Here is a 22,572-nt window from a genome sequence, read left to right as displayed (position 1 = left end):
GTGCTTACGGGACAAGAGGCACGCGCTGACGTCCGCGTTATCTATCGCGTAGCAGACAATTTCGGTCCTACTTCGACGAATGAATGCGCCGAGTCGCGCGCTTGCTATGTAAATTACGAGACTTGGCCAGACTTTCACCATGGTCGGCTCGTTGAGCTCAATAACGTCCCAGTGCCCTCTGAACAGTAATCTAGCAGTCGCGAGTCGGCTGAGACGTCGATGGGCCACAGATTGGGCCAGTACCTCGTCAAAGCTGTAATTTTCAGTGCGGTAGACCAGCGTGGAAGGCTGCATGCCGCGAAGCATCTCGAAATGCGCTGTACGCGCTTCGTCCCAAACTTTAACGTTTCTCAACTGCGTCGTCCAGCGCTTTCTTGAGTTGAATAGAGAAATGCCTCATTGAAACTGCATCGGCCGACGCCGCAATCTGATCCTTTGTGATCCCTCGTCCTTTGAGTATTAGTGAGAGTTCGTCTTTAGACGCGTAGAACTTCACGGCGTTGGTTGTGTAGGGGAGCGACGTTGGCGAGTTTGACAATACGGCTGTGCCGACTGCCAGTGCGTCAGCTGCTTCTGTCAATCCTGACAGTCGCGAAATATCACTTACCGGAATTACGGACCATCGCGATCGACGGATATAGGCAAGAATTTCTGAATAGTTCAGGTTCGTGTCACTTGTCACAACGCACTTGCCGCGTGTGTAGTGAAATATTTTGCTACCTGAGATAATAACGCCAGTCAGCCCAGCGGCGCCAGCGACGGCGTGAAGATCTACGTAATCTCGATTCGACTTTCCGGCCGCAACGAAATCGAAGTCTTTTGCGTCTCCGTCAGCGTTCGTGTAGACGGGGGAATCTAGAGAGGGGCCGAAGGTTAGCATTCGTGTAGGTGTGTGCGGCAATTTACGGTGAGCCAATTTCGTCGCCGCAGGGCTGAGGGTAAATACGCCAGACGCAGCACGCAGCAACTTCCACGTCCAGCGCAAGCGGGGACCGTTATGAATCACAACGAATATAGGCGTCTTGATCAACCGGAGGGCGCGCAGTAACAGTAGTCCCGTGGCAGTCTGTTGATCCGCAGCGTAGATGGCGTCGATCTGCCGTATTCTGCGCAACACAAACGCGGACTGGATCGGATCTCCAATGAGTGGGAGAAGCTTCCGCGCCAGATTCTTTAGCCGCGGCCGCGACGCGGTGACGCTCGACAAACTCGAGTGCGCATACAGCCATTCGAAGTCTGTCCTCAGTTCCCACATTCCCCAAACATGCTGAGCCGGGTATTCGCCCAGAGCTATCCGGTTTGCGGCGTCGTAAATTGGGTAGTTGTTTAGGAGCGCAATCTTCGCTTTCACTGTTCTCTAAGCGCCTCTCGTATGCCGGTCAAGGTGCCCGCTAGATAGGACCCCAGCAACTGCAGTTTTGGGCGCTCTCGTCGTAGAATGCGAGCAACCGTCCTCGTCGCTACCCAAGGGGTCAGCGTCACTCTTGAAAGGCGACTAGCTTCGAGCTCTGCGAGCAGTCTATTTCGACCTTGGTAATAGTAGAACAGGGGTGAGCGAGTCTGCATCTTCGTCTTGCTTGTGCTGCCTTCGTCATGGAAGACGATGCTGTTCGTGTCAACCCACAGGGATAAGCCACTTGTAATCGCGCGATGCGACAATTCCGCGTCTTCGTAGTACATGAATAGGTCTTCGCGGAGTGGGAGAACCGCTTTGCGGGCACGAGGAGAGAGAAGCAACGCGCAGCCCGAAACGAAACTGGTTCGCTGAAGACCGGAAGCCACAGTTGGTGATTGCCCGTAGGAGAAGTGCGACACTTCCCCAGTGTGAGCACTTACGCGACCACCGTCGAACCAGACGGAATGTGTGTGAGCATCTAGAATTCGCGGACTGACTACATGTGCTTCTGCGTGTTCTGCGTTAGCGACAAGCCGGCTCATAGACCCGGTGGCAAAATATGCATCCGGGTTCACGATCAACATCGTTGAGTCGGGTCCTAATTCTTCATTTGCGGCATTTATCCCGGCGGCAAATCCCAAGTTCTTCTGCGCGAGGAGCAAAGCACCCGCCGGAAGAACTGCTTCGATTTGTTCTCTCGCGCGGTCACTGTGAAAGTTGTCGACAACGATCAATCGGTGTGGGTGATCGAGCGAGTGGATACTCTTATTTATAAGTTCTGCGCTGTCGTAGTTGACATAGACCACGCCTACCTCGTGGGTCACGCTTTTCTCCCGACGGCGAGTGCAAGTGTTTGGGGAAGAACGCTGAGGATGTACGTAGGCAGGCACTCCAAAAGGTACCTGCGCGCCAGGCGCTTGGGGTTGCTAAGAAGTCTCCACGCCCATTCGACTCGGACTGCTCGAGCGAATGCGGGTGCGCGCCGTTGAATCCCCACAAGCATGTCAACGGCACCCCCCACAGACACGATGGATCCGCGAAAGCCATTGGAGACCAAATCTGCCGCGAAGATATCGCCAAAGGGTGGTGTCACTGCGACGATGCAAATTTGAATCCGTCGGTCGTTCAGTTCGCCTGCTACGCGCCTAACGTCCCAATCGGTCTTCTTGCCTTGGAGGCTGTAACAGGCCGTCTCGCCAACCATGTTTCGAAAGGCCTCGGCCGCGTAGTCGCTTCCACCTATCAGTGCCACTCGATGGGATTTTAGCGCGCCGGACTGCGTCACCGATTGCAGCCAGTCTGATCCAGTTACCCGGGATGTGGGGATGCCCCCCGCTCGCATGAGACTCACAATTGGCCACCCATCGGCCGTCGTGTAATCGGCGGTCTCCATCGCGCGTCGGAACGCCTTGTGGCGACCAGCCAGCGCGACGTGGTGCAGATTCACCGTCTGCACTCGCCATGGCTCTCCCAAGCGAAGGCTTTCGAGAGCCTCCCACGAGGAGACGTGCCGACGACTCAGAATCTTGAATAGATCCATTACTCGGTACCGTCCTCCGTTGCAATGACCCGGTGCCAAAACTTGCTTGGTGTCAAAGAGCCTCGTGTCAGATCTGGAACTACATTCACGCGCTCGTTGTCAGCATCGCGGCCATAAAAGTCCCTGATCTGTAGAGCGAGTGAATTCGAATCCTCGAGGTCCGACGCCGCGTCGTCAGGACTGACACCGATTGCTGTGAGGAGGGCCGGAGGGGCTATAACATTAACGCCCTGCTCCCACGCCTCGAGGATCTTCACGGAGATTCCACTACTCGCTTCTCCGCGAGGTACGACGACAAGGTCTATCTGGTTATAAAACTCTTCCACCGATTCGATAGCGCCTAGACAGATCGTGCCTGGCTGCTTCAGGTTTTCGGTGCCTTTGCCGGCTATCAACAACGCAGGGCTATTGTCGGGCATCAATTCGCGCAGCCGAGGCATTACCTCGTTCTGGAGCCTCGCTAAGGCGGAGGCGTTCGGTGGCCAGGCCGCCTTCCCGATAAAGCCAATCCGTCGAAGTGGCTTAGCGTGCCGCCGTTCAGTGTTAACGGGGGCCAAGTTCAAGTGCGTCGATTTGATCTGCAACTTTGATAGGAGGTCACCATCTTTGACTGACAGTGTCGTTAAAGCCGCAGCGCGTCGGAGCGTTCGGATCTCCGCGCGTCTTGTTCTGTCGCTGTTCGAAAGTACTCGGAAAAGGAAAGGGTCATATATCTCTGACAGACGGTAATCGACGTTGTGCGCAATGTGATGGTCGACTCGAAGCCCGGCGTCAGTCGCGAGCAGGAGCGCTGGCCACTGGCTTGTGACAATGGTTTGTCCAGTCCAGGCGTTGCCCATTTGCCGCGCTCGCTTGCGCCAGTTGGGTGATTGGCGAAACTTGGCGATGATGTAAGGCTCCCGAAGTGCGATCATTCGGGCAAGTGTCCGAGCCTTGGCGACTACGTTGGCTCGCAGCTCCAGGTCAATAGAGGTTGAGCTCTCCGGGTCGTTAACGAGGAACTCTTCGACTCGCGCAGAAGTTGCCGCTGCGGCACGACGGATCCTCGTGTCGACCCATGCGGCTCCGCCGAGCGCCGCGCGGTCCATTGCGTAGACGGTTACGTAGAGGACGTTGGCAAACTGGGGTGTCATTGAATTGCTCAATCAAGTGGCTTTTTGACCCGGCGTTGGTTTTGCACAAGACCCTACGCTGTGCTCTCCGGACGACCTGGCGTTGTTGCGTCTCTTCGGGACTGTGGGCGTCAGCCGATTGCGCCATTTGCACGTCAGGGGCACGCATCCGGTGGCTTTTGGAGTCCGCTCAGTTCCTGAGGCGAACGCTATCAGTGCCTCAACCCGGTGCAGATCACATCGGCGTGAACATGACGTTTCGATCCAGCGCTACGGCTTAGTGGCGTTTGAACCGAGCGGTGCTGGCGACGGATTCCCGGGATGCAATAGCGTCGTTGCTCGCCTCACGGGCCTCGCATTCCGGGCCGGTGGCCGGTGGTGGCAGAAGAGCGCGGCGCCGCAATCTGCCGCCGAGTCCGTGCCGTCGAGGGGTCCGGTATCGTGCCGGCGCGCCGCGCGGTACTTGATATGAACGAAGGCCCCGGATCTCGCGATCCGGGGCCTTCTTTTTGTTGCGGGGGCAGGATTTGAACCTACGACCTCTGGGTTATGAGCCCAGCGAGCTACCGAGCTGCTCCACCCCGCGGCACAAGAGAAAACATTACCCACAGATGAACGAAGTCGCAAATCCTGGCACGTCGCCCGGGAGTGTCGCGGGAGAATAGCCCGGTGAGCAGCAATATCGACGATCTCGACGACGGACGTCCCGAAACGCCCGCCCAGCGTGCTGACCGCAACTGGAACGAGATTCTGCAGGAACTTCGGGTGCTGCAGACCGGTACGCAGATCCTTACCGGCTTGTTGTTGGCGCTGGCGTTCCAAGCGTCCTTCGCCGAGCTCGACCCGGCCCAGCGAGTGTTCTACCTCGTGCTGATCTGTCTCGCGGCGCTCAGCGCTGTTGTGGCCCTGGCGCCGGTGGCGCTTCATCGAGCGGTGTTCCACCTGCAGGTCAAGCCGGCGCTCGTGCGGGTCGGGCACAACGCCCTCCGGGGAGCGCTCGCGTTGGTGTCCCTGCTGCTGGTCGGCGTCGTGGCATTCGTGTTCGACGTGGTCGTGGGATTCGGCGGGGCTGTGGCGTCCGGGGTCGTGCTCGGGGTGATCATCCTCGTACTGTGGATCGTGGTGCCGGTGTACGTCCGGCGCCGGGGGAGGCAGAGCGCGCGATGAGTCACTACACCGTCGGTATCGCCGTCGCGCAGTTCGCCCCGTCGGCATCTCGCGAGGGCAATCTGGCCGACATCTCCGAGGCCGCTCGCGCGGCCGCCTCTCGAGGTGCGCGGGTCGTCGTGTTCCCCGAGTACTCGAGCTACTTCGTCGACCCCTTCGACTCCTCGCTCGCCGGGAACGCCGAAGACCTCGACGGCCCCTTCGTGCAGGCCCTCGTCGCCCTGGCCTCCGAGCTCGACATCGTTGTGGTCGCGGGACTGGTCGAGCGCGCCGACGACGGTCGTCGCGTGCGCAACGCTGTCGTGGCGGTGGGCGCTGATGGCATCCTGGCCGTGTATCGAAAGCTCCACCTGTACGACGCTTTCGGTCAGCGTGAGTCCGACTGGGTCGAGCCGGGCGAGATCGTGCCTCCCCAGACGTTCGAGGTCGACGGGCTGCGATTCGGTCTGATGACCTGTTACGACCTCCGGTTTCCCGAGGTTGCCCGCACCCTCGCTGACGCGGCCGTCGATGTCGCGCTGGTGCCGGCCGAGTGGGTGCGCGGTCCGCTCAAGGAGCATCACTGGAAGACGCTGCTCACCGCTCGCGCGATCGAGAACGCGTTCTTCGTGGCCGCCGCCGATCACCCGCCGCCCCTCGGCGTCGGGCACTCGATGATCGTTGACCCGCAGGGCGTGACGCTCGCTCAGGTGGGGACGGCGACCGACGTGACCGTGGCGCACGTCGACTCGGCGGCGATCGCGCGCGTGCGTCGCGTGAACCCGGCGTTAGAGCTGCGGCGATACCGGGTCACGCCGCGCTGAGTTGGGCGCGCGAGGTTTTGCAGCACGGCGTCACGATCGATGCCGTGGGGAGTGAGAAGTTCGGCTCGGTACTGCCGATCACCGCGTTCGCGTCCAGGCTCACCCCTGGCGCAGACATCACCGTCGCGCTGCGAGCCGCGATCGCTGCCGTCCGCGTGTCCACCGTCTGCGGCGGGCAGGCAGGGGCAACCATCTGGGTGCCCCTGGGCGCTTGGAAGGTCAGCAGCACGATCTTGGTGGACGTGCCCGTTTCCATTTGCGGCTCGCTCGAAACAGTGCGGACGGGGACACTCTCGCGGAAGCGTCCGAAATCGAGGCCATTGAGATTCACTGGCGTGCATGAGAGGCCGGCCCTGTTCGTCATCCCACGTGGGACGACGAACCGGGCCCGGATATGCTCGCGTTGTGCGAGTCCAAAGCCTGAAAAACGCGACGCTTCTGGCGGTTGCCGGCCTGTTGGTCGTTGGCTTCATCGCAATCGCAGCCGCTAATCCTGTGGTTGGGATGGGCATGCTTGCAGCGACGGTCTACATTGCGTGGGCGATAAAGCACCCCACATCCGCCGGGGCCGCGTGGATATTCGCGGTCGCAGTTGTTCCGCAGTGGTGGAGTTTTTCGATCCCCGGCATCGGGAGCGTGGGTTTCACTACGGCAGTAGGCGTCGCCCTCGCGCTAGCGCTACTTGTAGGTGGTGCTGGACGAGGGGCGGCCGATAGGTACGTCGCGATCTTCGCGGTGCTTGTCCTCGCGGCTGTGGGCCTTGCGCTGCTCGCGACGGACCTGCAGTCATTCATCGTTCGAGACTTCCTCCTGGTCTGGATCGTCCCCGCCTTCGTAGGCGTCCGTCTCGCGCCGACTTTCCGGACGACGTTGCCGGTCGTCGGGGCGATCATCGGCGTATGGAGCGTTCTCGAGCTTGCAACAGGCTTGCACGTCTTCGAAACCTTCGGCCAGGTCTCCACCTGGCAGACCATCCAGTACAGAGGTGCGTTCGCGCGCAGCGAGGCGGCGTTCGGAACGCCCATCGCGTTAGGGGCGTTCCTCGCTCTCGCGTTGCCGTTCGTGACGTACTTACGACGGGGTAGGGCGCTGGCGACCATTCTCATCGTCGCGGGCGTGCTCGCCACGATCAGCCGTAGCCCTCTCATCGCGGTACTCGTCGTCGGTGTTCTCCTTGTCTATCGTCTCGCCACCATTCGTGTCGTTGTTGCCGCGGCGCTAGCGGCGGTTGTCCTGGGCGTGCTCGCGGGGCCACTGTTCGGGTCGGACGACGCGGGGGCTGACACTGCCGGGTCCAATTTCTATCGCGAGAATGCGATCAACGCTGTGATCGGAACGCTGCGGCCTATTGGTTTGGCGGACGGTGCCTACGTCGACCCGAGAAGCGGGAGCCTTCTTTTCACTGGTTTCAACAGCATCGACAGCGCCGTGCTTCTCACCGGTCTAGTCATCGGGTGGCTGCCGCTGATCTTGGCCGCGCTAGCGATTATTCCGGTCGTGGTGACGGCTCTGCGGCGGAAGGCGTCGCCGGAGGAAATCGCTTTCCTCGCGCAGCTCACGATGGTGGCATCGCTAGCGTTCATAACGGGCTGGCAGATCATGTTCTTCGCCCTCGTCGGCGTGGTTATGTCGCAACGAGCGGATCGTCGCGCGCGCGTCACCTCGACGGCATGAGTAAATCACAGGGCTTTCACGTCGAGGAAACGTGCCGCTGTCATGATGGCCGTATGATGAGCGCCAGTAAGAGTCGCATCGAAGGCCTCGACCTACTCCGCGGCATAGCCATCGCCCTCGTTCTCATCAGGCACGCATGGCCGGAAGCGATCGGCACAGCCGGCATCGTTGGCGTCGTATCGTTCTTCGCTCTATCCGGATATCTCATCACCGGGCTGCTCATGCGTGACATTCGACAAAATGGCCGCGTACGGTACGGGCGGTTCTACCGCAACCGCGCGCTCCGTCTCGTCCCGCCGCTCGTACTGGCGCTTGCGTTCTTCGCCGCATACACCTTGATCGTGAATCCGCTCGACGATCGCGGCGATGTCGCCCGCAGTGTCATTGTGGGCCTCACCTACACCATGAACATCCCGTTTGACCACGGCAGTCCCGCGCTTAGCCATCTCTGGACACTGGCGACGGAAGAGCAGTTCTACATCGTCTGGCCTCTGCTGCTCGCTCTAGGCGTCAGGTGGCGAAAGCTTCGGTGGCTCGTCATAGGCGCCGCGGTTGCGTCTCTCGTGGTGTGCGGTGCGACCATCGTCCTCGCGGCACCCTCGGTCGGGAAGGTCTACACGCTCCCCACTTCATGGGCCATCGCCATGATCATCGGCGCAGCGGCAAAGCTCGGCGAAGCTCGCATCGAGCGCTCGCTGACCCCCTTGCGTCGAACATGGGCCGGAGCTCTGGGCTTGGCCGGGCTTCTAGGATTGAGCCTGTTGCCGGAGGCGAAGGGGTCGCCCGCGACTTACCTGATCCTTGCCCCGGCAATCGCGATCCTCACGGTAGCACTCATCATGCAGCTCAAGACCTGGGGCGTTCTGCCGAGCGCGTGGCTGCGCCCGATGCTCGCCCTCGGGACCATTTCCTACGCGGCCTACCTCTGGAACTACCCGATTGTCATGTGGCTCGGTGAGCGTCCGTTTGAGCCCGCCCGCGCAGTGCTATCCATCGTGCTCACGATTGTGGCCGCGACGGTCAGCTGGTGGGCGGTCGAAGTGCCCGCCCAGAAATGGAAAGAGCGCCTCGACAAACGCGCGCGCTTGACAGGGGAGCTAGCTACGGAGTCCGCTCCTGTCGCCCGACAGCATCATTCGTGAGCAAAGAGCGCCAACATTTTGTAGGTTCCCGCAGGTGGCGGGCGGATCCGCTCAAGCCCGTGGATCCGCGTCCCCGATACCTCGGATACCCCGCCCTATTCCAACGTCATCCCCGCCAACCGCCCCGCCGCATCCTGCAGCACCTCCACCCGCTTGCACGCCGCGAATCGCACCAGCGTGGCGTAGTCGCTGCGGTGCTCCGGCGTGACGAACGCCGTAAGCGGAATCCCGACCACCCCGGCGCGGGCGGGCAGCTCGCGGCAGAACGCGTCTGCATCGGTGGCGCCGAGTGGGGAGGCATCCACCACCGTGAAATACGAGCCCGCGGGGGAGGACACGTCGAACCCCGCCGCGCGGAGCCCCGTGCCCAGCAGGGCGGCCTTGGCGGCCATCTCCGACGCGACCGAGGCGAAGAAGGCGTCGGGCAGGCGCAGGCCGACGGCGATCGCCGGTTGGAAGGGTGAGCCGCCCACGTAGGTCAGGTATTGCTTGACCGCGAGCACGGCCGACACGAGGTCGGCGGGGCCGGTGACCCAGCCGGTCTTCCATCCGGTCAGCGAGAACGTCTTGCCGCCCGACGAGATCGACAGCGTCCGCTCGTCCGCCCCGGGAAGGGTCGCGATCGGCACGTGCGGCCCGTCGAACACCAGGTGCTCGTAGACCTCGTCGGTGACGATGATCGCGTCGTGCCGGTGGGCGAGGCGCACGACCTCGTGGAGCACCTCGCGAGAGAACACCGTGCCCGTCGGGTTGTGCGGGTCGTTCACGAGGATCACGCGCGTGCGGTCGGTGACGGCGGATGCCAGGCGCTCGAGGTCGGGCTGGAAGTCGGGCCACCGCAGGGGCACCGGCACGAGCGTGGCGCCCGAGAGGGCCACGCAGGCCGCGTACGAGTCGTAGTAGGGCTCGAACACCACGACCTCGTCGTCGGGGGAGTCCACCAGGGCGAGCAGGGTCGCGGCGAGCGCTTCGGTCGCCCCGACCGTGATGAGCACCTCGCGCTGCGGGTCGAGCTCGATCCCGTAGAAGCGCTGCTGGTGCTCGGCGACGGCGGCCAACAGGTCGGGAAAGCCGCGCCCCGGCGCGTACTGGTTGATGCCCGACGAGATGGCCGCGCGGGCGGCATCCAGAACCGCTTCGGGCCCGTCCTCGTCGGGAAAACCCTGCCCCAGGTTCAGAGCCCCGGTCGCGGTGGCGAGGGCGCTCATCTCGGCGAAGATGGTGGGAACCGACGAGCCGTCGGGCGCGAGCAGACCCGCGCCGCGAGCGGTGCGCTGCCAAGCGCCGGGGATGTGTCGCATGCATCCAGGATGCCGCACCCCCGCGCAACGCAAGCGGGAATGCCACGCGGGTCTCTCCTGCTAGACCCATAGAGACGGCCCACGCCCGTCATAGGTGGTCCACAGGATCGGTGGTCATCGTAGAAGCACCTGGAACAAGGAGCATCCCATGAGCGACAACACGGACAACCGCCCCGCGGGCGACCACAACAGCCACCTCGACAACTCCGCCGCGAACGGCGCCGTTCCCGCGTCGCCGCAGCCCGAGTCCACCACCCCCGCGGTGCCGCGCTACGACGTGCCGCCGGTGCCCACGCGTTCGCCGGCCTCGGCCGCCGCGGCCTGGCCGCCGCCCGCGGCGGGTGCCGCGCCCCACGCCGGAGCCGCGCCCCAGCAGCCCGGTTACGCCTCGGCCCCCTCGGGCGCCACCTCGCCGACCGGCCAGGCCTTCGGCCCCGCCGCGACCGACGCGCACCCCACGCTCGCGATGCCGTCCTCGGCATCCACCGCTCCCCGCAAGAAGGGTTCCGCGCCTCGGATCGCCGCCCTGCTGGTCGCGGCTGCCCTCGTCGGCGGTGGTGCGGGCCTCGGCGGCACCTACGCCGGCCTCACCCTCTGGGGCGGGTCGAACTCGTCCGTCGCCTCGGGACCGCAGGCCATCACGGTCAACAACCCCGACAGCGTGAACAACACCTCCGCGGTCGCCGCGAAGGTCGTCCCCAGCGTCGTGACCATCAGCGCCACGGCCGGGCAGTCGGGCGGCACCGGTTCGGGCGTCATCCTCAGCCAGGACGGCTACGTGCTCACCAACACGCACGTGGTCACCCTCGACGGCCAGAGCGGCAGCGCGAAGATCTCGGTCACCACCTCCGACGGCAAGGTCTACGCGGCCAAGGTCGTCGGGACCGACCCCACCTACGACCTCGCGGTCATCAAGCTCGACAACGCCTCGGGCCTGACCCCGATCGAGTGGGCCGACTCGTCGAAGCTCAACGTCGGCGACAACACCATCGCCGTCGGCGCCCCGCTCGACCTGCCGAACACGGTCACCACGGGTATCGTCAGCGCGCTGAACCGTTCGATCCAGGTCGCGTCCTCGGCCGCCCCGAGCGACGGATCCGACCAGCAGCAGCAGGAGCCCGGCCAGGAGAGCCCGTTCCGCTTCGACTTCGGTCAGGGTCAGCAGCAGCAGTCGACCAACCAGACCATCAAGATCGCGGTCATCCAGACCGACGCCGCCATCAACCCCGGCAACTCCGGTGGCGCCCTCGTCGACAACCAGGGCAAGCTGATCGGCATCAACGTCGCCATTGCGAGCGCCGGCGGATCCTCGTCGGGCGGACAGTCGGGCAACATCGGTGTCGGCTTCTCGATCCCCTCCGACATCGCCAAGCGCGTCTCGCAGGAGATCATCGACAACGGCTCCGCCTCGCACGGTCTGCTGGGCGCTTCGGTTCAGGATGCCGCCTCCATCCAGGGAGCGACCACGACCGGTGCCTACATCGCCGACGTCTCGAGCGGCGGCGCCGCACAGGCCGCAGGGCTCCAGAAGGGGGACGTGATCACCAAGTTCAACGGCATCCCGATCACGAACTCCATCGACCTGACCGCTCAGGTGCGCGCTCTCGCCGCCGGCAGCAAGGCCGAGGTCACCTACAACCGCGGAAGCCAGGAGAAGACGGCCGAGGTCACCCTGGGCTCCATGCCCACGAGCTGACCCGCTGACCAGAACGAAGAACGCCACCCCGCCCGATCAGGCGGGGTGGCGTTCTTCGTCGTGACGGGTCTCGTCAGCTCAGGGGCGCGAGTCGCCCGATCGCCGCGAGGGGGATGCCCACCCAGTCCGGACGGTTGCGCGTCTCGTAGATGGCCTCGTAGACGGCCTTGTCGAGCTCGAAGGCCTTCAGCAGCGGGTCGTCGTCGGTGCGGGGACGGCCGGTCGTGTCGGCGTACCCGTCGAGGAAGGCCTGCTGCGCCGCGATGACCCACGCGCGCACGGCAGCGCCGTCGTCATCGGCGACAGCACCCGAGACGTAGTCGAACGAGCGCAGCATGCCGGCGACATCGCGCACGGCGACATCGGGCTGCAGCCGCTCGGTGATCGGGCGGAGCGGCTCACCCTCGAAGTCGAGCAGCACCCAGCCGTTCGAGGGGGTGTCGAGCACCTGGCCGAGGTGCAGATCGCCGTGAACCCGCTGCAGGTCCGGCCACGGCGTCTCGAGAGCACGTTCGTAGACCCGGTGAATCTGCTCCGCGTACGGCGCCAGCTGGGGGACCTCCATGAGCGCGATGGCGAGGCGGCGCTCCCACGCGTTGTTCACCGACGATCGGTCGGCGGCGCTCGGCGCGAGCGTCGAGAAGCGCTCGGCCAGAGCCACGTGCATACCGGCGACGCTCGCTCCGAGCGCGTAAGCGCGCTGCGAGAAGTCCTCGCCGGCCGCGGCGGCGTCGAGGGCGACCCGCCAGGCGTCTTCGACGCCCTCGAAGAACTCCTGCGCGAAGGCGAGCGAACCGCTCACCGGAACACCCTCGAGCGTCATCCAGACTCCGCGCACCTCGCCGATGGCGCCGGGCACGAAAGCGGCCCCGCCGGCCGCCAAGGCGGACTGGAGCTCGACGTCGGGATTGATTCCCGGGTTCACCTGTCGGAACAGTTTGCAGATGACGGGGACACCCGCCTCGTCGTCGTCGGGACGGTAGATGATCGAGGTGTTCGACTGCTCACCGCTCAGCACGCGAGCGGTGATCCGCGAGGCCAGCGGACGCCGGTCGGCCGCCCCGAGGGGAATGCCACGGAACCCGTCCTCGTCCGTTCCGGCTTCGCCGCCCGCCGTGACCAGCGTGTACAGCGCATCGGTGAAGGCGGGGTCTGTCGTGGCATCCGTCCACACTCGTCCCTCATCGGCCGGACCGATCAGACTCCCCGGGGGGACCGAGCCCTCCGCCCTGCGCGCAACGGGCACCTGATAGACGATCGCCGGCTGCACGGCGTCGTCGCGAACCAACAGCAGGCGCGCATCGGCGTCATCGATCGGCCAGTCGGCCACCGGAGTCAGCAGCGGATCGCGGCCCTTCGTTCCGTACCAGCGCTGACGCGGCATCCAGACAGCGAGAAGTTCGAGGAGGTCGCCCATGCGGTGAGGCTAACGCGCCGACGCGTCATCGGCGCAGGTCTTGCGCACGCACCCGTGTCGATGAGAGAAGAGAAGACTCAGGATGCCGCCGCCTCGTCGTCACCGCTCGCCTCGAGCTCCGACGCGTCCGTGCGGCGTGTGCGACGGGGGAGGGCCTTTCGAGCGGCCGAGCCGGTGCGGCGCCCCGCTCCCACGAGGGCCCCGCCTGCGCGGCGCACCCCGGCGAACGCGGTGCGCTCGAGACGCTCCGCACCCGGCTGGGGCTCGAGATCGGCGGGCAGCGCGCGCGGGGGAGCGCCGAAGGCACGGCGGGCGTTGACGAGCACGCGGCGGCCCAGCAGGTGGTTGCCCGCCCCACCCACCACGGCGCCGACGCCGAAGGGGAGGGCTTTGCCGATCCACGAGGCGCCGCCGCGCGTGGCGAACTGGCGCACGAACGTCGTCTTGAGGCGGTCGACGAGAGGACCGATCATCGCGCGCGGCAGCGTCTTCGTCACCATCTCACCCCAGTAGGTGGAGCGGGACACTCCGCGGCCAGCGGCCTGAGACGCCAGTTGCGAGACGAGGTCGATGCCTTCTTTACCCAGCATGAGGGCCAGGACCAGCGCGCGACCGCGGTCGGGGTCTTCGACGACGACGCCGTGCACCTCGGCGACCGACTGGGCGTAGAGCGCGGTCGCCTCGAGGAAGCCGACCGTCTCGACGCCGCTCAGGGCCAGTGTGACGCCCGTGCCGATCCCGGGCACGACGGCGGTGGCGCCCACGGCGGCTCCGCCGGTGGTGACGGCCGCGAGATAGCGGCGCTCGAGGATCTTCAGGATGTCGTCGACGGTGGCATCCGGATGCCGCAGACGAATGCTGCGCAGGTGCGCGAGCACGACGGGGCGCTGGACCGACAGCACACGATCGAGCATGCGGATGGTGCGCGGGTGCTCCTCCGAGCCCACCGGCGGGAGGCCGCCCTTCCAGGGGGCATCGTCGGGCAGGGTGTGGATGCGGTGCACCTTCTCAGCCATGCCTCCATCCTCACCCGTTCGGCGAGCCGGGCGGGGGTGCTTGACGGCAGGGCGCGGACGCCGACTCCCGGGCGCGGGGTTGCGCGAGGCACCGGAGCGGTCTCCCGAGGTCGCAGAAGCGCCGTGCGTCGGCGCCTCACGCGAGGGGGCGAGCGTGCGGCGTGCGGATGCGTGCCCGGGGTGCCGGAGAGGACGGCCGTCGTTCGGATGAGATGTCTCGCGCGGGTCTACCGTCCCCCTGTTGTCTGTGAGTGTGTGCGGCGCGCGACCAGGCGTCGGTCGGTGTCGGAGGGGGTTGGTAGTTTGGTGTGATGACAGCGTCGCTGCCGGTGCCCCCCGAAAAGTCCTCCGCAGATACCGAGGGCGCGTCGGCGAGCGCCGAAGCCTCGGCGTCGCCTCCGCCCACGCCCCGCACGCCGCGGGCGACCACGCCCCGCGCACCGCGCCGACCGACCGCGGCGACCGCGAGCGGCGCAGAGGAAGTCGACTCTGCCGAGGCGCCGAAGCCGGCTCCCAAGCCGCGCGCTCCGCGAACGACCGCCGCCCGCGCTGCCTCGGGCTCGGGGACGACAGCCCGCACGCCCGCGGCGAAGAAGCCCGCTGCGCCGAAGAAACCGGCCGCGCCCCGCGCCACGGCGGCATCCAAGGCTGCGGGGTCGACGGCTGCGAAGCCGGCGGCCGCGAAGCCCGCTGCGCCCAAGAAACCCGCGACTCCCCGGAAGCCCGCGGCTCCACGCCAGACGGCGGCCGCGAAGGCGGCGGCGGCGAAGGCCGAGGCGGCGAAGGCCGAGACGCCGGCCGCCGAGACGTCGCAGGCTGCGGCCATCGCGGGTGCGCCGAGCGCCGGCATCCCGCCTCTGCTGCCCGACGACATCGTCGTGCCGCCGCGCCCGCCTCTGCCCGTGGCGGACGGGTCGGAAGAGGGCGGTCACGAAAAGACCGCGGATGAGCCTCCGGTCGCTGCGGACGGCGTCGACGCGCGGGGTGACCTCGAGCCCGAGACGCCCGCTGCTCCGTCTGGGGCGGATGCCACGTCGGGCGAGGCCTCCGCCGAGGAGCTGCCCGCGTCCGCGGCTTCTGCTGTGCAGGCCGTGGGCGATCCGACTCCCGCCGACGTCGCGGTCGAGCAACCGCCGACCCGCACAGCAGAGGAGCCGGAGCAGGACGAGTCGTCGACTTTGCTCGCCGTGTCGCCCCCGGTCGAGATCGTCACCGAGACGCCTCTCGAGCATGACGTTCCCGCTGGCACCGGCCCCGCCGACCCCTCGCCCTCCGTCATCGACGGCGAGAGCGAGACCGAAGACCCGACTCCCGCTGACGTGCGCGTCGACGAGATCGCACCCGACTCCGCGGAGTCCGAGTCCGTCGATGCTCCTGCGTCGCCCGACATGCCCGAGACCGCCGTTTTCGAGGCGACTCCGGCCGCCGAGAACGAAGAGACCCCCGTGGTCGACGCGGCCACGGCCGATCTCGCGCCCCCCATCGAGCCGGAGGAGTCCGCCACCCCGGTCGACGGCGCGCTCGTGCCCGCCGTGGTCGGGGCGGAAGCCGCCGCCGACGTGCACACGGCATCCGACGACGAAACCGCCGTCCCGGCGTTGGTCCTGCGCACGATCACGAAGAGCTTCGGCGAGCTGCGCGCCGTCGATGCGATCGACCTCACCGTGCCCGCGGGCGCGTTCTACGGGCTCGTCGGCCCGAACGGCGCCGGCAAGACCACGACCCTGTCGATCATCGCGGGGCTCCTGCGTCCCGATCGCGGCACCGTGACGATCAACGGCGTCGACGCGGCCACGCGTGCGCGCGAAGCCAAGAAGCTCATCGGCGTGCTGCCCGACCGGCTGCGCACCTTCGACCGGCTCACCGGCCGTCAGCTGTTGTCGTACTACGGGGCGCTGCGCGGACTCCCGGCGGCGCTCGTCGAGAGCCGCACCGCCGACCTCGCCCGGGCCTTCGACCTCGTCGAGGCGCTGTCGCGACCGGTCTCGGACTACTCGGCCGGTATGACCAAGAAGGTCATGCTCGCGGGCGCCATGATCCACTCCCCGCGTCTGCTCGTGCTCGACGAGCCGTTCGAGGCCGTCGACCCCGTGTCGAGCGGCGTGATCCTCGACATCCTGAGCACCTACGTCGAGCACGGGGGCACCGTCATCCTCTCGAGCCACGGCATGGAACTCGTCGAGCGCGTCTGCTCCCGCGTGGCCGTCATCGTGTCGGGGCAGGTGCTCGCCGAGGGCACCGTCGACGAGGTGCGCGGCGAAGGAACGCTCGAAGAGCGCTTCCGGGAGCTGTCCGGTGGGCTCGGCGACGTGGAGGGCCTCGAGTGGTTGCACACGTTCTCCGCCTGAGACTCGCGATGATGCTCGGCGCCCTCCGGGGCGACCGGCGCGAAGTCCTCCGGCGCGCCATCGGCATCGTCATCCTGATCGCCGCCACTGTCGTAGCTGCCCGCAGCGCGGCCGGTCTCGCGGATGCCAGCCCCCTCACCACGGCCGTCGTCACCGTTCTCGCGGGATCGGCGGTGACCCTCGGCTTCGCGGTCGGTCCTCCCGTGACCGCCTCGATCGACCCCCTCGACCCGCGACGTTTCGCCGTCGTCGGTCCCGAGCCCCGGCCCCTGGCCGCAGCGCTGCTCCTCGCCGGATTCCTCAGCGTGCCGGTGCTGGTGGTTCTCGTTCTCGGGGTCAGCCTGGCCATCGCGTGGGGCGCGCACGGCGCCTCGGCCTGGGCGAGCGTGGCATCCGTCGTCCTGGGCCTCGCCACCTGCGTGCTGTTCGCTCGCGTGAGCATGGCGCTCGGCGCCCTCGTGCAGCGGCCGCGACAGTCGCGTGAACTCGTCGGCGTGTACCTGATCGCGGTGCTCGTCGTCGTCGTGCCGGTGGGTGTCTTCCTCGGTTCGCTCGAGTGGCGGGGTGTCGTGCCCTCGCAGCTCGCCTCGGCCGCCGAGGTGCTCGCGTGGACGCCGATCGGCGCCGCATGGGGCATCGCCCTGGCTCCCTCGGCCGGAGCGGCCGTCGGCAGCTTCGTCGTGGCGCTGGCCACCGTTGTCCTGCTGGCGCTCGCCTGGTTCGTGCTCGTCGACGTCCTGCTGACCACCACCCGCCGACCGGTCGCCGTGCGCGAGCGGGGAGGCCTCGGGTGGTTCGCCATCCTTCCCGGCACGCCCGGGGGAGCGGTCGCCGCCCGCAGCCTCTCGTACTGGCTGCGCGACCGCCGTTACCTCGTCAACGTCATCATCGTGCCGATCGCCGCCGTCGTCTCGACGGTGCCGCTGCTCGTCGCGGGCGTCCCGTTCGAGCTCGCCGTGCTGCTGCCGGTGCCGATCATGGCGTTGTTCTTCGGGTGGCTGCCGCACAACGACCTCGCCTACGACTCCACCGCCCTCTGGATGCACATCGCCAGCGGCATGCGCGGCGCTCCCGACCGCATCGGGCGTCTCGTGCCCGTGCTGCTCATCGGCATCCCGATCCTCGCCGTCACGCTGCCGCTCGCCGTCGTGGCCCACGGGCGCTGGGCGATCTTCCCCGCCATGGTCGGCGTGTGCGCGGCACTGTTCCTCGCCGGTCTGGGCCTGTCGAGCATCTCGTCGGTCGTGGCGCCGTACGCGGTCTCGCGGCCGGGCGACAGCCCCTTCCAACAGCCGCAGCGCACGGGCTCTGGCGGCGTCGTGGCCCAGGGCCTCGTGATGGTCGGCGCGATCGCCGCGGCGTCGCCCGCCGCGTGGCTGACCTGGCAGGCGATCAACGGCGAGACCGTCGACACGATTATCGCCCTGTGGGTCGGCGTCGGTGCGGGAGCGATCGTGCTCGTGGCCGGTGTCGCCATCGGCGCGGCGCTGTTCGAGCGCCGCGGAACGCGCCTCATGGAGTTCGCAGAAGCGACCTGACCTCGGTCCCGGCCGACCGTTCGGGGCTGACCGCGGCTACACTGGCTCTCCATGAGCACGCCTCTCGACAGTCCCGACAGCGGGGGTCTCGCGACCCTGGATCGTGAGCTCGAAGAGCTCATCCGCGAAGAGAACATCGAGCCCGGTGACCACGAGCGTTTCTCGCATTACGTGAAGAAGGACAAGATCCTCGAGTCCGCCCTCAGCGGCAAGCCGGTTCGGGCCCTGTGCGGCAAGAAATGGACGCCCGGGCGCGACCCCGAGAAGTTCCCGGTCTGCCCGCAGTGCAAAGAGATCTACGAGTCCCTCATCAACTGAGGTTCCTGGCTCCCACGTGAGGGGCCGAGAGAAGTCACGCCGGCTTGCGCTCGGCGACGTCTGTCGGCCCCTCGCGTGTCCGTGCGACGGACGACGCCGCGCGCGGGCCAGCCGTGCGTCGCTAGACCGCCTCGCGATATTCCGTCGGCAGCGCGGGGTCGGCCTTGCTCAACGCGAGCGCGCGAACGGGGAGCTCCTCGCGGACGCGCGAATGGTGCGCCCGAGCAGCCTGCACGCCGGCTGAGCCGAGAGCGCCGGCATCCGCCTCTCCGTTCTGCATGAGCATCGCCTGCAGGGCGCGGGCGTCGGGGTGCTCCGCCGCCGTCGAGAGCTCCTCGAACCCATCGCTGACGACGACGAGCTCCGAGGTCGCCGTGCCCGAGTCCAGCGTGCGGAAGGCGGCCTTGCGCCCGCCGTGGGAGGCCTTCTGTGCGGATGCCTTGGCCACGCCCACCCACGAACCGTCGGCGGCCTCGCGCGCCACGAGCTTGAAGACGAGCCCCGCGGTCGGCACGCCCGACCCGGTCGCGACCGAGGTGCCCACGCCGTACGAGTCGACGGGGGAGGCCGCCAGAGCCGCGAGCGCGTACTCGTCGAGGTCGCTCGTGACGGTGATGCGCGTGTTCGTCGCGTCCAGCTCGTCGAGGAGCGCGCGTACCTCGCCCGCGACGATCGGCAGGTCACCCGAGTCGATGCGCACCCCGCCCAGATCGGTGCCGGCGACGCGGACGGCCGTCTTCACGCCCTCGGTGATGTCGTAGGTGTCGATGAGCAGGGTCGTTCCCGCGCCGAGCGCGTCGACCTGAGAGCGGAACGCGTCCTCCTCGCTGTCGTGCAGCAGCGTCCACGCGTGAGCAGCCGTGCCCATGGTCGGCACGCCCCAGCGACGGCCGGCCTCGAGATTGCTGGTCGCCGAGAAGCCGGCGATGTACGCCGCGCGAGCGGCTGCGACAGCGGCCTCCTCGCTCGCGCGACGCGAACCCATCTCGGCGAGCGGCCGGTCACCCGCGGCCACGCTCATGCGGGCGGCCGCGGTGGCGACGGCGGAGTCGTAGTTCAGGATGCTGAGCGCGAGCGTCTCGAGCAGCACGGCCTCGGCGAATGTCCCCTCGATCGTGAGCAGGGGAGAGCCGGGGAAGTAGACCTCGCCCTCGCGGTAGCCCGTCACCGAGCCCGTGAACCGGTAATCGGCCAGGAAGTCGAGGGTCGTGGCATCCACCACCCGGTTGTCGCGAAGGTAACGCAGCTCGTCGTCGCCGAATCGGAAGTCCCGGATCGCTTCGAGCAGACGCCCCGTCCCCGCGACCACGCCGAACCGGCGCCCACCCGACAGGCGTCGGCCGAACACCTCGAACACGCAACGGCGCGAGGCCGTGCCGTCGCGGAGCGCCGCGTCGAGCATCGTGAGTTCGTAACGGTCGGTGTGCAGGGCGGTGCTGCGGCTCATGGCGCCAGCATATTGCGGCCCCGTGGCCGTGCCCGCGCGGACCCCCGCGCTTGACAGTCGCCGCCCGGCGTACCGAACTCCTGAACTTTCGGGGCGGATGCGAGCCATGGATGCCGTGGCACCGCGAACCGTCGGATTTCCTCAGGAGTTTCGCACGCCCCGCGCCCGCGGCCACCCGCGTCCCGGGCCACCCGCGCGCCGCACCCGCGTCCCCGGCCACCCTCGCGCCGCCGGCCACCCTCGCGCCACCCCCGCGCCGCGTCGTGCGAAACTCCTGACTTTTCGACCGTGAGACGGCCGAACGGCAGCACATGGCGGCTCTTCGCCTCGTTTCTCAGGAGTTCGGTACCACGCGACGCCGCAGACCAGCCCGTCCCACCCCCTCCCGGTAGGCTGGAGCCCTATGAACGACGCGCCGATCGGGATCTTCGACTCAGGGGTCGGCGGACTCACCGTCGCCCGGGCCGTCTCTCAGCAGCTGCCGCGCGAGTCCATCCTCTACATCGGCGACACCGCCCGCTCGCCCTACGGCCCCAAACCCATCGCCGACGTCCGCAAATACGCGCTCGAGGTGCTCGACACCCTCGTCGAACAGGGCGTGAAGATGCTCGTGATCGCGTGCAACACCGCCTCGGCCGCGATGCTCCGCGACGCGCGCGAGCGCTACGACGTCCCGGTGGTCGAGGTCATCGGCCCCGCCGTCCGCACCGCCATGTCGACCACCCGCAACGGCCGCATCGGTGTGATCGGCACCGTCGGCACGATCGGTTCGCGCGCCTACCAGGACATGCTCGAAGTCAACGAGCGCCTGACGGTGTTCGCCGAGGCGTGCCCGCGCTTCGTCGAGTTCGTCGAGGCCGGCGTCACCGACTCACCCGACGTGCTCGCCACGGCCGAACGGTACCTCGCGCCGCTCCGTCACGCCGGCGTCGACACTCTCGTGCTCGGCTGCACGCACTACCCGTTCCTCGAGGGCGCCATCAGTTACGTGATGGGCTCCGAGGTGAGCCTGGTCTCGAGCGACAGCGAGACCGCGAAAGACGTGTACCGCCAGCTCGTGTCGCGTGACCTTCTCGCGACTCCGGATGCCGTGCCCACCGCCCGCTACGAGGCCACCGGCTCATCCGCCGACGATTTCCTGCGCCTGGCTCACCGTCTCATGGGCCGCGAGGTGCGGGAGGTGCAGCTCGTGCAGACCGGCGCCATCGACCTGCCGCGCTGAGTCGCGGCATCCATTCCCGTTCCTCTGGAGGACCCATGACCCGCAAAGACGGTCGCACCAACGACCAGCTCCGTCCCGTCACCATCGAGCGCGGCTGGTCGGCTCACGCCGAGGGCTCGGCCCTCGTCACGTTCGGCGGCACCAAGGTGCTGTGCACCGCGTCGTTCACGAACGGTGTTCCGCGCTGGCTGACCGGCAAGGGCAAGGGCTGGGTCACGGCGGAGTACGCGATGCTCCCGCGCGCCACGAACAGCCGCAACGACCGCGAGTCGATCAAGGGCAAGGTCGGCGGGCGCACCCACGAGATCTCGCGCCTGATCGGTCGTGCGCTTCGCGCCGTCGTCGACACCAAAGCGCTCGGCGAGAACACGATCGTGATCGACTGCGACGTGCTGCAGGCCGACGGGGGCACGCGCACCGCCGCGATCACGGGTGCGTACGTGGCCTTGGCGGATGCCATCGCCTGGGGGCGCGAGAAGAAGTTCATCGGTCAGCGGGCCGAGGTGCTGCGCGACTCGGTCGCCGCGGTCTCGGTGGGCATCATCGACGGTGAGCCCATGCTCGACCTGGCCTACGTCGAGGACGTGCGGGCCGAGACCGACATGAACGTCGTCGTCACCGGCCGTGGCCTGTTCGTCGAGGTGCAGGGCACCGCCGAGGGCGCGCCGTTCGACAAGCGCGAGCTCGATCAGCTGCTCGAGCTGGGTGTGAACGGCTGCGCCGAGCTGCGCGGCATCCAGACCTCGGTGCTCGAGGGCTGACGTGTCTCGCATCGTTCTGGCCACGCACAACGCGCACAAGGTCGAGGAGTTCCAGGCGATCGTCGCCGAGGTGCGTCCCGACCTTGAGGTGGTCGGCTACGACGGTCCGGAGCCGATCGAAGACGGCGTCACCTTCGCCGCGAACGCACTGATCAAGGCGCGAGCGGCGGCGGCGCACACGGGTCTGCCGGCGCTGGCCGACGACTCCGGCGTGGCCGTCGACGTGTTGGGCGGATCGCCGGGGGTCTTCTCGGCGTACTGGGCCGGGCACAAGAAGGACGCCACGGCGAATCTCGAGCTGCTGCTCGATCAGCTCTCCGATGTGGCCGACCCGCACCGTACGGCACAGTTCGTGTCGGTGATCGCGCTCGTGCATCCGGATGGCACCGAGCAGACGGTCGAGGGCCGCTGGCCCGGCCGGCTGGCGACCGCGCCGGCGGGCCCCGGTGGATTCGGCTACGACCCGATCTTCGTCCCCGACGGTCAGCCGGCTGGACAGGAGCGGACGGTCGGCGAGTGGACGGCGGCGGAGAAGAACGCCGCGTCGCACCGGGCGCGGGCGTTCCGGGAGCTGGCGCCGCTGCTTCGGGGGCTCTGAGAACGAGACCGACACCGGTTCTCATTCCCGACTGCGCCGAACCCCCGCAGCGGAGCCTATGACCGCTCTAGCCTGG

At 67.2% G+C, this 22,572-nt stretch carries 20 protein-coding genes and 1 tRNA gene; 11 read left to right on the top strand and 10 right to left on the bottom strand.

Features of this window, described 5'->3' with window-relative positions; all coding sequences use genetic code 11:
* Nucleotides 1-340: 340 nt before the first annotated feature.
* The 5 genes from MTE01_RS10150 to MTE01_RS10130 form a co-directional block, all read right to left on the bottom strand.
* Complete coding sequence (locus MTE01_RS10150; protein ID WP_141377296.1) at nt 341-1,351, bottom strand: hypothetical protein; 1,011 nt, start codon at nt 1,349-1,351, stop codon at nt 341-343.
* On the bottom strand, nt 1,348-2,220 hold the full coding sequence (locus MTE01_RS10145) for a glycosyltransferase family 2 protein (RefSeq protein ID WP_170210676.1): 873 nt from the start codon (nt 2,218-2,220) through the stop codon (nt 1,348-1,350). The genes MTE01_RS10150 and MTE01_RS10145 overlap by 4 nt, the downstream gene beginning before the upstream one ends.
* Nucleotides 2,217-2,936: a WecB/TagA/CpsF family glycosyltransferase gene (locus MTE01_RS17500; RefSeq protein ID WP_141377292.1), complete on the bottom strand. Its 720-nt coding sequence runs from the start codon at nt 2,934-2,936 to the stop codon at nt 2,217-2,219. Before MTE01_RS17500 ends, MTE01_RS10145 begins: the two co-directional genes overlap by 4 nt.
* Entirely contained in the window at nt 2,936-4,069 is a 1,134-nt protein-coding gene (locus MTE01_RS10135) for a glycosyltransferase (protein ID WP_141377290.1), read from the bottom strand. The genes MTE01_RS17500 and MTE01_RS10135 overlap by 1 nt, the downstream gene beginning before the upstream one ends.
* Before the next feature lie 491 nt (nt 4,070-4,560).
* A tRNA-Met gene (locus tag MTE01_RS10130) sits at nt 4,561-4,634 on the bottom strand.
* Between the two features lie 83 nt (nt 4,635-4,717).
* Between MTE01_RS10130 and MTE01_RS10125 the strand changes: the two genes are divergently transcribed.
* Together MTE01_RS10125 and MTE01_RS10120 are read left to right on the top strand one after the other, a co-directional pair.
* On the top strand, nt 4,718-5,215 hold the full coding sequence (locus MTE01_RS10125) for a DUF6328 family protein (protein ID WP_141377288.1): 498 nt from the start codon (nt 4,718-4,720) through the stop codon (nt 5,213-5,215).
* Nucleotides 5,212-6,018 carry a carbon-nitrogen hydrolase family protein gene (locus MTE01_RS10120; RefSeq protein ID WP_141377286.1) on the top strand — a complete coding sequence of 269 codons (807 nt, stop codon included), beginning with the start codon at nt 5,212-5,214 and terminating at the stop codon, nt 6,016-6,018. The genes MTE01_RS10125 and MTE01_RS10120 overlap by 4 nt, the downstream gene beginning before the upstream one ends.
* On the opposite strand, the gene MTE01_RS10115 is transcribed toward MTE01_RS10120, so the two are convergent.
* Nucleotides 6,005-6,349 carry a hypothetical protein gene (locus MTE01_RS10115; protein ID WP_141377284.1) on the bottom strand — a complete coding sequence of 115 codons (345 nt, stop codon included), beginning with the start codon at nt 6,347-6,349 and terminating at the stop codon, nt 6,005-6,007. The genes MTE01_RS10120 and MTE01_RS10115 overlap by 14 nt on opposite strands.
* A gap of 74 nt (nt 6,350-6,423) precedes the next feature.
* Between MTE01_RS10115 and MTE01_RS10110 the strand changes: the two genes are divergently transcribed.
* Both MTE01_RS10110 and MTE01_RS10105 read left to right on the top strand, forming a co-directional pair.
* Nucleotides 6,424-7,692 carry a hypothetical protein gene (locus MTE01_RS10110; protein WP_141377282.1) on the top strand — a complete coding sequence of 423 codons (1,269 nt, stop codon included), beginning with the start codon at nt 6,424-6,426 and terminating at the stop codon, nt 7,690-7,692.
* Between the two features lie 56 nt (nt 7,693-7,748).
* Nucleotides 7,749-8,834, top strand: coding sequence for an acyltransferase family protein (locus tag MTE01_RS10105; RefSeq protein WP_170210675.1), 1,086 nt, complete (start codon nt 7,749-7,751; stop codon nt 8,832-8,834).
* 95 nt (nt 8,835-8,929) lie between these two features.
* Here MTE01_RS10105 and MTE01_RS10100 read toward each other — a convergent pair whose 3' ends face one another.
* Nucleotides 8,930-10,135: an aminotransferase class I/II-fold pyridoxal phosphate-dependent enzyme gene (locus tag MTE01_RS10100; RefSeq protein WP_141377278.1), complete on the bottom strand. Its 1,206-nt coding sequence runs from the start codon at nt 10,133-10,135 to the stop codon at nt 8,930-8,932.
* Nucleotides 10,136-10,283: 148 nt separating this feature from the next.
* On the opposite strand from MTE01_RS10100, the gene MTE01_RS10095 reads away from it, so the two are divergent.
* Complete coding sequence (locus MTE01_RS10095; protein WP_141377276.1) at nt 10,284-11,831, top strand: S1C family serine protease; 1,548 nt, start codon at nt 10,284-10,286, stop codon at nt 11,829-11,831.
* 73 nt (nt 11,832-11,904) lie between these two features.
* Here the strand turns inward: MTE01_RS10095 and MTE01_RS10090 are convergent, their stop codons facing one another.
* Nucleotides 11,905-13,248, bottom strand: coding sequence for a maltokinase N-terminal cap-like domain-containing protein (locus MTE01_RS10090; RefSeq protein ID WP_141377274.1), 1,344 nt, complete (start codon nt 13,246-13,248; stop codon nt 11,905-11,907).
* A gap of 77 nt (nt 13,249-13,325) precedes the next feature.
* Nucleotides 13,326-14,264, bottom strand: a complete 939-nt coding sequence (locus MTE01_RS10085) for a hypothetical protein (RefSeq protein WP_103208722.1) — start codon at nt 14,262-14,264, stop codon at nt 13,326-13,328.
* A gap of 329 nt (nt 14,265-14,593) precedes the next feature.
* On the opposite strand from MTE01_RS10085, the gene MTE01_RS17440 reads away from it, so the two are divergent.
* Genes MTE01_RS17440 through MTE01_RS10070 form a run of 3 tightly spaced genes read left to right on the top strand, consistent with a single transcriptional unit; the run spans nt 14,594 to nt 18,468 of the window.
* Complete coding sequence (locus MTE01_RS17440; RefSeq protein ID WP_281285408.1) at nt 14,594-16,612, top strand: ABC transporter ATP-binding protein; 2,019 nt, start codon at nt 14,594-14,596, stop codon at nt 16,610-16,612.
* An 11-nt stretch (nt 16,613-16,623) separates the two neighbouring features.
* Nucleotides 16,624-18,150: a hypothetical protein gene (locus tag MTE01_RS10075; RefSeq protein WP_246078197.1), complete on the top strand. Its 1,527-nt coding sequence runs from the start codon at nt 16,624-16,626 to the stop codon at nt 18,148-18,150.
* A gap of 51 nt (nt 18,151-18,201) precedes the next feature.
* The gene (locus tag MTE01_RS10070; protein ID WP_056230575.1) at nt 18,202-18,468 is read left to right on the top strand and encodes a DUF3039 domain-containing protein; all 267 of its coding nucleotides are present in this window, start codon (nt 18,202-18,204) and stop codon (nt 18,466-18,468) included.
* 121 nt (nt 18,469-18,589) lie between these two features.
* On the opposite strand, the gene MTE01_RS10065 is transcribed toward MTE01_RS10070, so the two are convergent.
* Complete coding sequence (locus tag MTE01_RS10065) at nt 18,590-19,915, bottom strand: nicotinate phosphoribosyltransferase (RefSeq protein ID WP_141377272.1); 1,326 nt, start codon at nt 19,913-19,915, stop codon at nt 18,590-18,592.
* A 403-nt stretch (nt 19,916-20,318) separates the two neighbouring features.
* On the opposite strand from MTE01_RS10065, the gene murI reads away from it, so the two are divergent.
* From murI to rdgB, 3 genes are read left to right on the top strand one after another with little or no spacing between them, the layout of a single operon-like run.
* Entirely contained in the window at nt 20,319-21,137 is an 819-nt protein-coding gene (gene murI, locus MTE01_RS10055) for a glutamate racemase (RefSeq protein ID WP_103208730.1), read from the top strand.
* A 35-nt stretch (nt 21,138-21,172) separates the two neighbouring features.
* Complete coding sequence (gene rph / locus MTE01_RS10050) at nt 21,173-21,898, top strand: ribonuclease PH (RefSeq protein WP_056230582.1); 726 nt, start codon at nt 21,173-21,175, stop codon at nt 21,896-21,898.
* A gap of 1 nt (nt 21,899) precedes the next feature.
* Entirely contained in the window at nt 21,900-22,496 is a 597-nt protein-coding gene (gene rdgB / locus MTE01_RS10045) for an RdgB/HAM1 family non-canonical purine NTP pyrophosphatase (RefSeq protein WP_103208733.1), read from the top strand.
* Nucleotides 22,497-22,572: the final 76 nt, after the last annotated feature.

It is taken from the genome of Microbacterium testaceum, assembly GCF_006539145.1.
GTDB classification, from domain to species: domain Bacteria; phylum Actinomycetota; class Actinomycetes; order Actinomycetales; family Microbacteriaceae; genus Microbacterium; species Microbacterium testaceum.
Note: the sequence above shows the minus strand (reverse complement) of the source record. Positions and strands in the feature narration are given on the sequence as shown.

What these genes read in the sequence shown, in the direction of transcription:
- MTE01_RS17500 (WP_141377292.1), bottom strand. Translation starts at nt 2,936, where the DNA reads ATGGATCTATTCAAGATTCTGAGTCGTCGGCACGTCTCCTCGTGGGAG.
- MTE01_RS10135 (WP_141377290.1), bottom strand. Translation starts at nt 4,069, where the DNA reads ATGACACCCCAGTTTGCCAACGTCCTCTACGTAACCGTCTACGCAATG.
- MTE01_RS10120 (WP_141377286.1), top strand. Translation starts at nt 5,212, where the DNA reads ATGAGTCACTACACCGTCGGTATCGCCGTCGCGCAGTTCGCCCCGTCG.
- MTE01_RS10105 (WP_170210675.1), top strand. Translation starts at nt 7,749, where the DNA reads ATGAGCGCCAGTAAGAGTCGCATCGAAGGCCTCGACCTACTCCGCGGC.
- MTE01_RS10100 (WP_141377278.1), bottom strand. Translation starts at nt 10,135, where the DNA reads ATGCGACACATCCCCGGCGCTTGGCAGCGCACCGCTCGCGGCGCGGGT.
- MTE01_RS10095 (WP_141377276.1), top strand. Translation starts at nt 10,284, where the DNA reads ATGAGCGACAACACGGACAACCGCCCCGCGGGCGACCACAACAGCCAC.
- MTE01_RS10090 (WP_141377274.1), bottom strand. Translation starts at nt 13,248, where the DNA reads ATGGGCGACCTCCTCGAACTTCTCGCTGTCTGGATGCCGCGTCAGCGC.
- MTE01_RS10085 (WP_103208722.1), bottom strand. Translation starts at nt 14,264, where the DNA reads ATGGCTGAGAAGGTGCACCGCATCCACACCCTGCCCGACGATGCCCCC.
- MTE01_RS10075 (WP_246078197.1), top strand. Translation starts at nt 16,624, where the DNA reads ATGCTCGGCGCCCTCCGGGGCGACCGGCGCGAAGTCCTCCGGCGCGCC.
- MTE01_RS10070 (WP_056230575.1), top strand. Translation starts at nt 18,202, where the DNA reads ATGAGCACGCCTCTCGACAGTCCCGACAGCGGGGGTCTCGCGACCCTG.
- MTE01_RS10065 (WP_141377272.1), bottom strand. Translation starts at nt 19,915, where the DNA reads ATGAGCCGCAGCACCGCCCTGCACACCGACCGTTACGAACTCACGATG.
- murI (WP_103208730.1), top strand. Translation starts at nt 20,319, where the DNA reads ATGAACGACGCGCCGATCGGGATCTTCGACTCAGGGGTCGGCGGACTC.
- rph (WP_056230582.1), top strand. Translation starts at nt 21,173, where the DNA reads ATGACCCGCAAAGACGGTCGCACCAACGACCAGCTCCGTCCCGTCACC.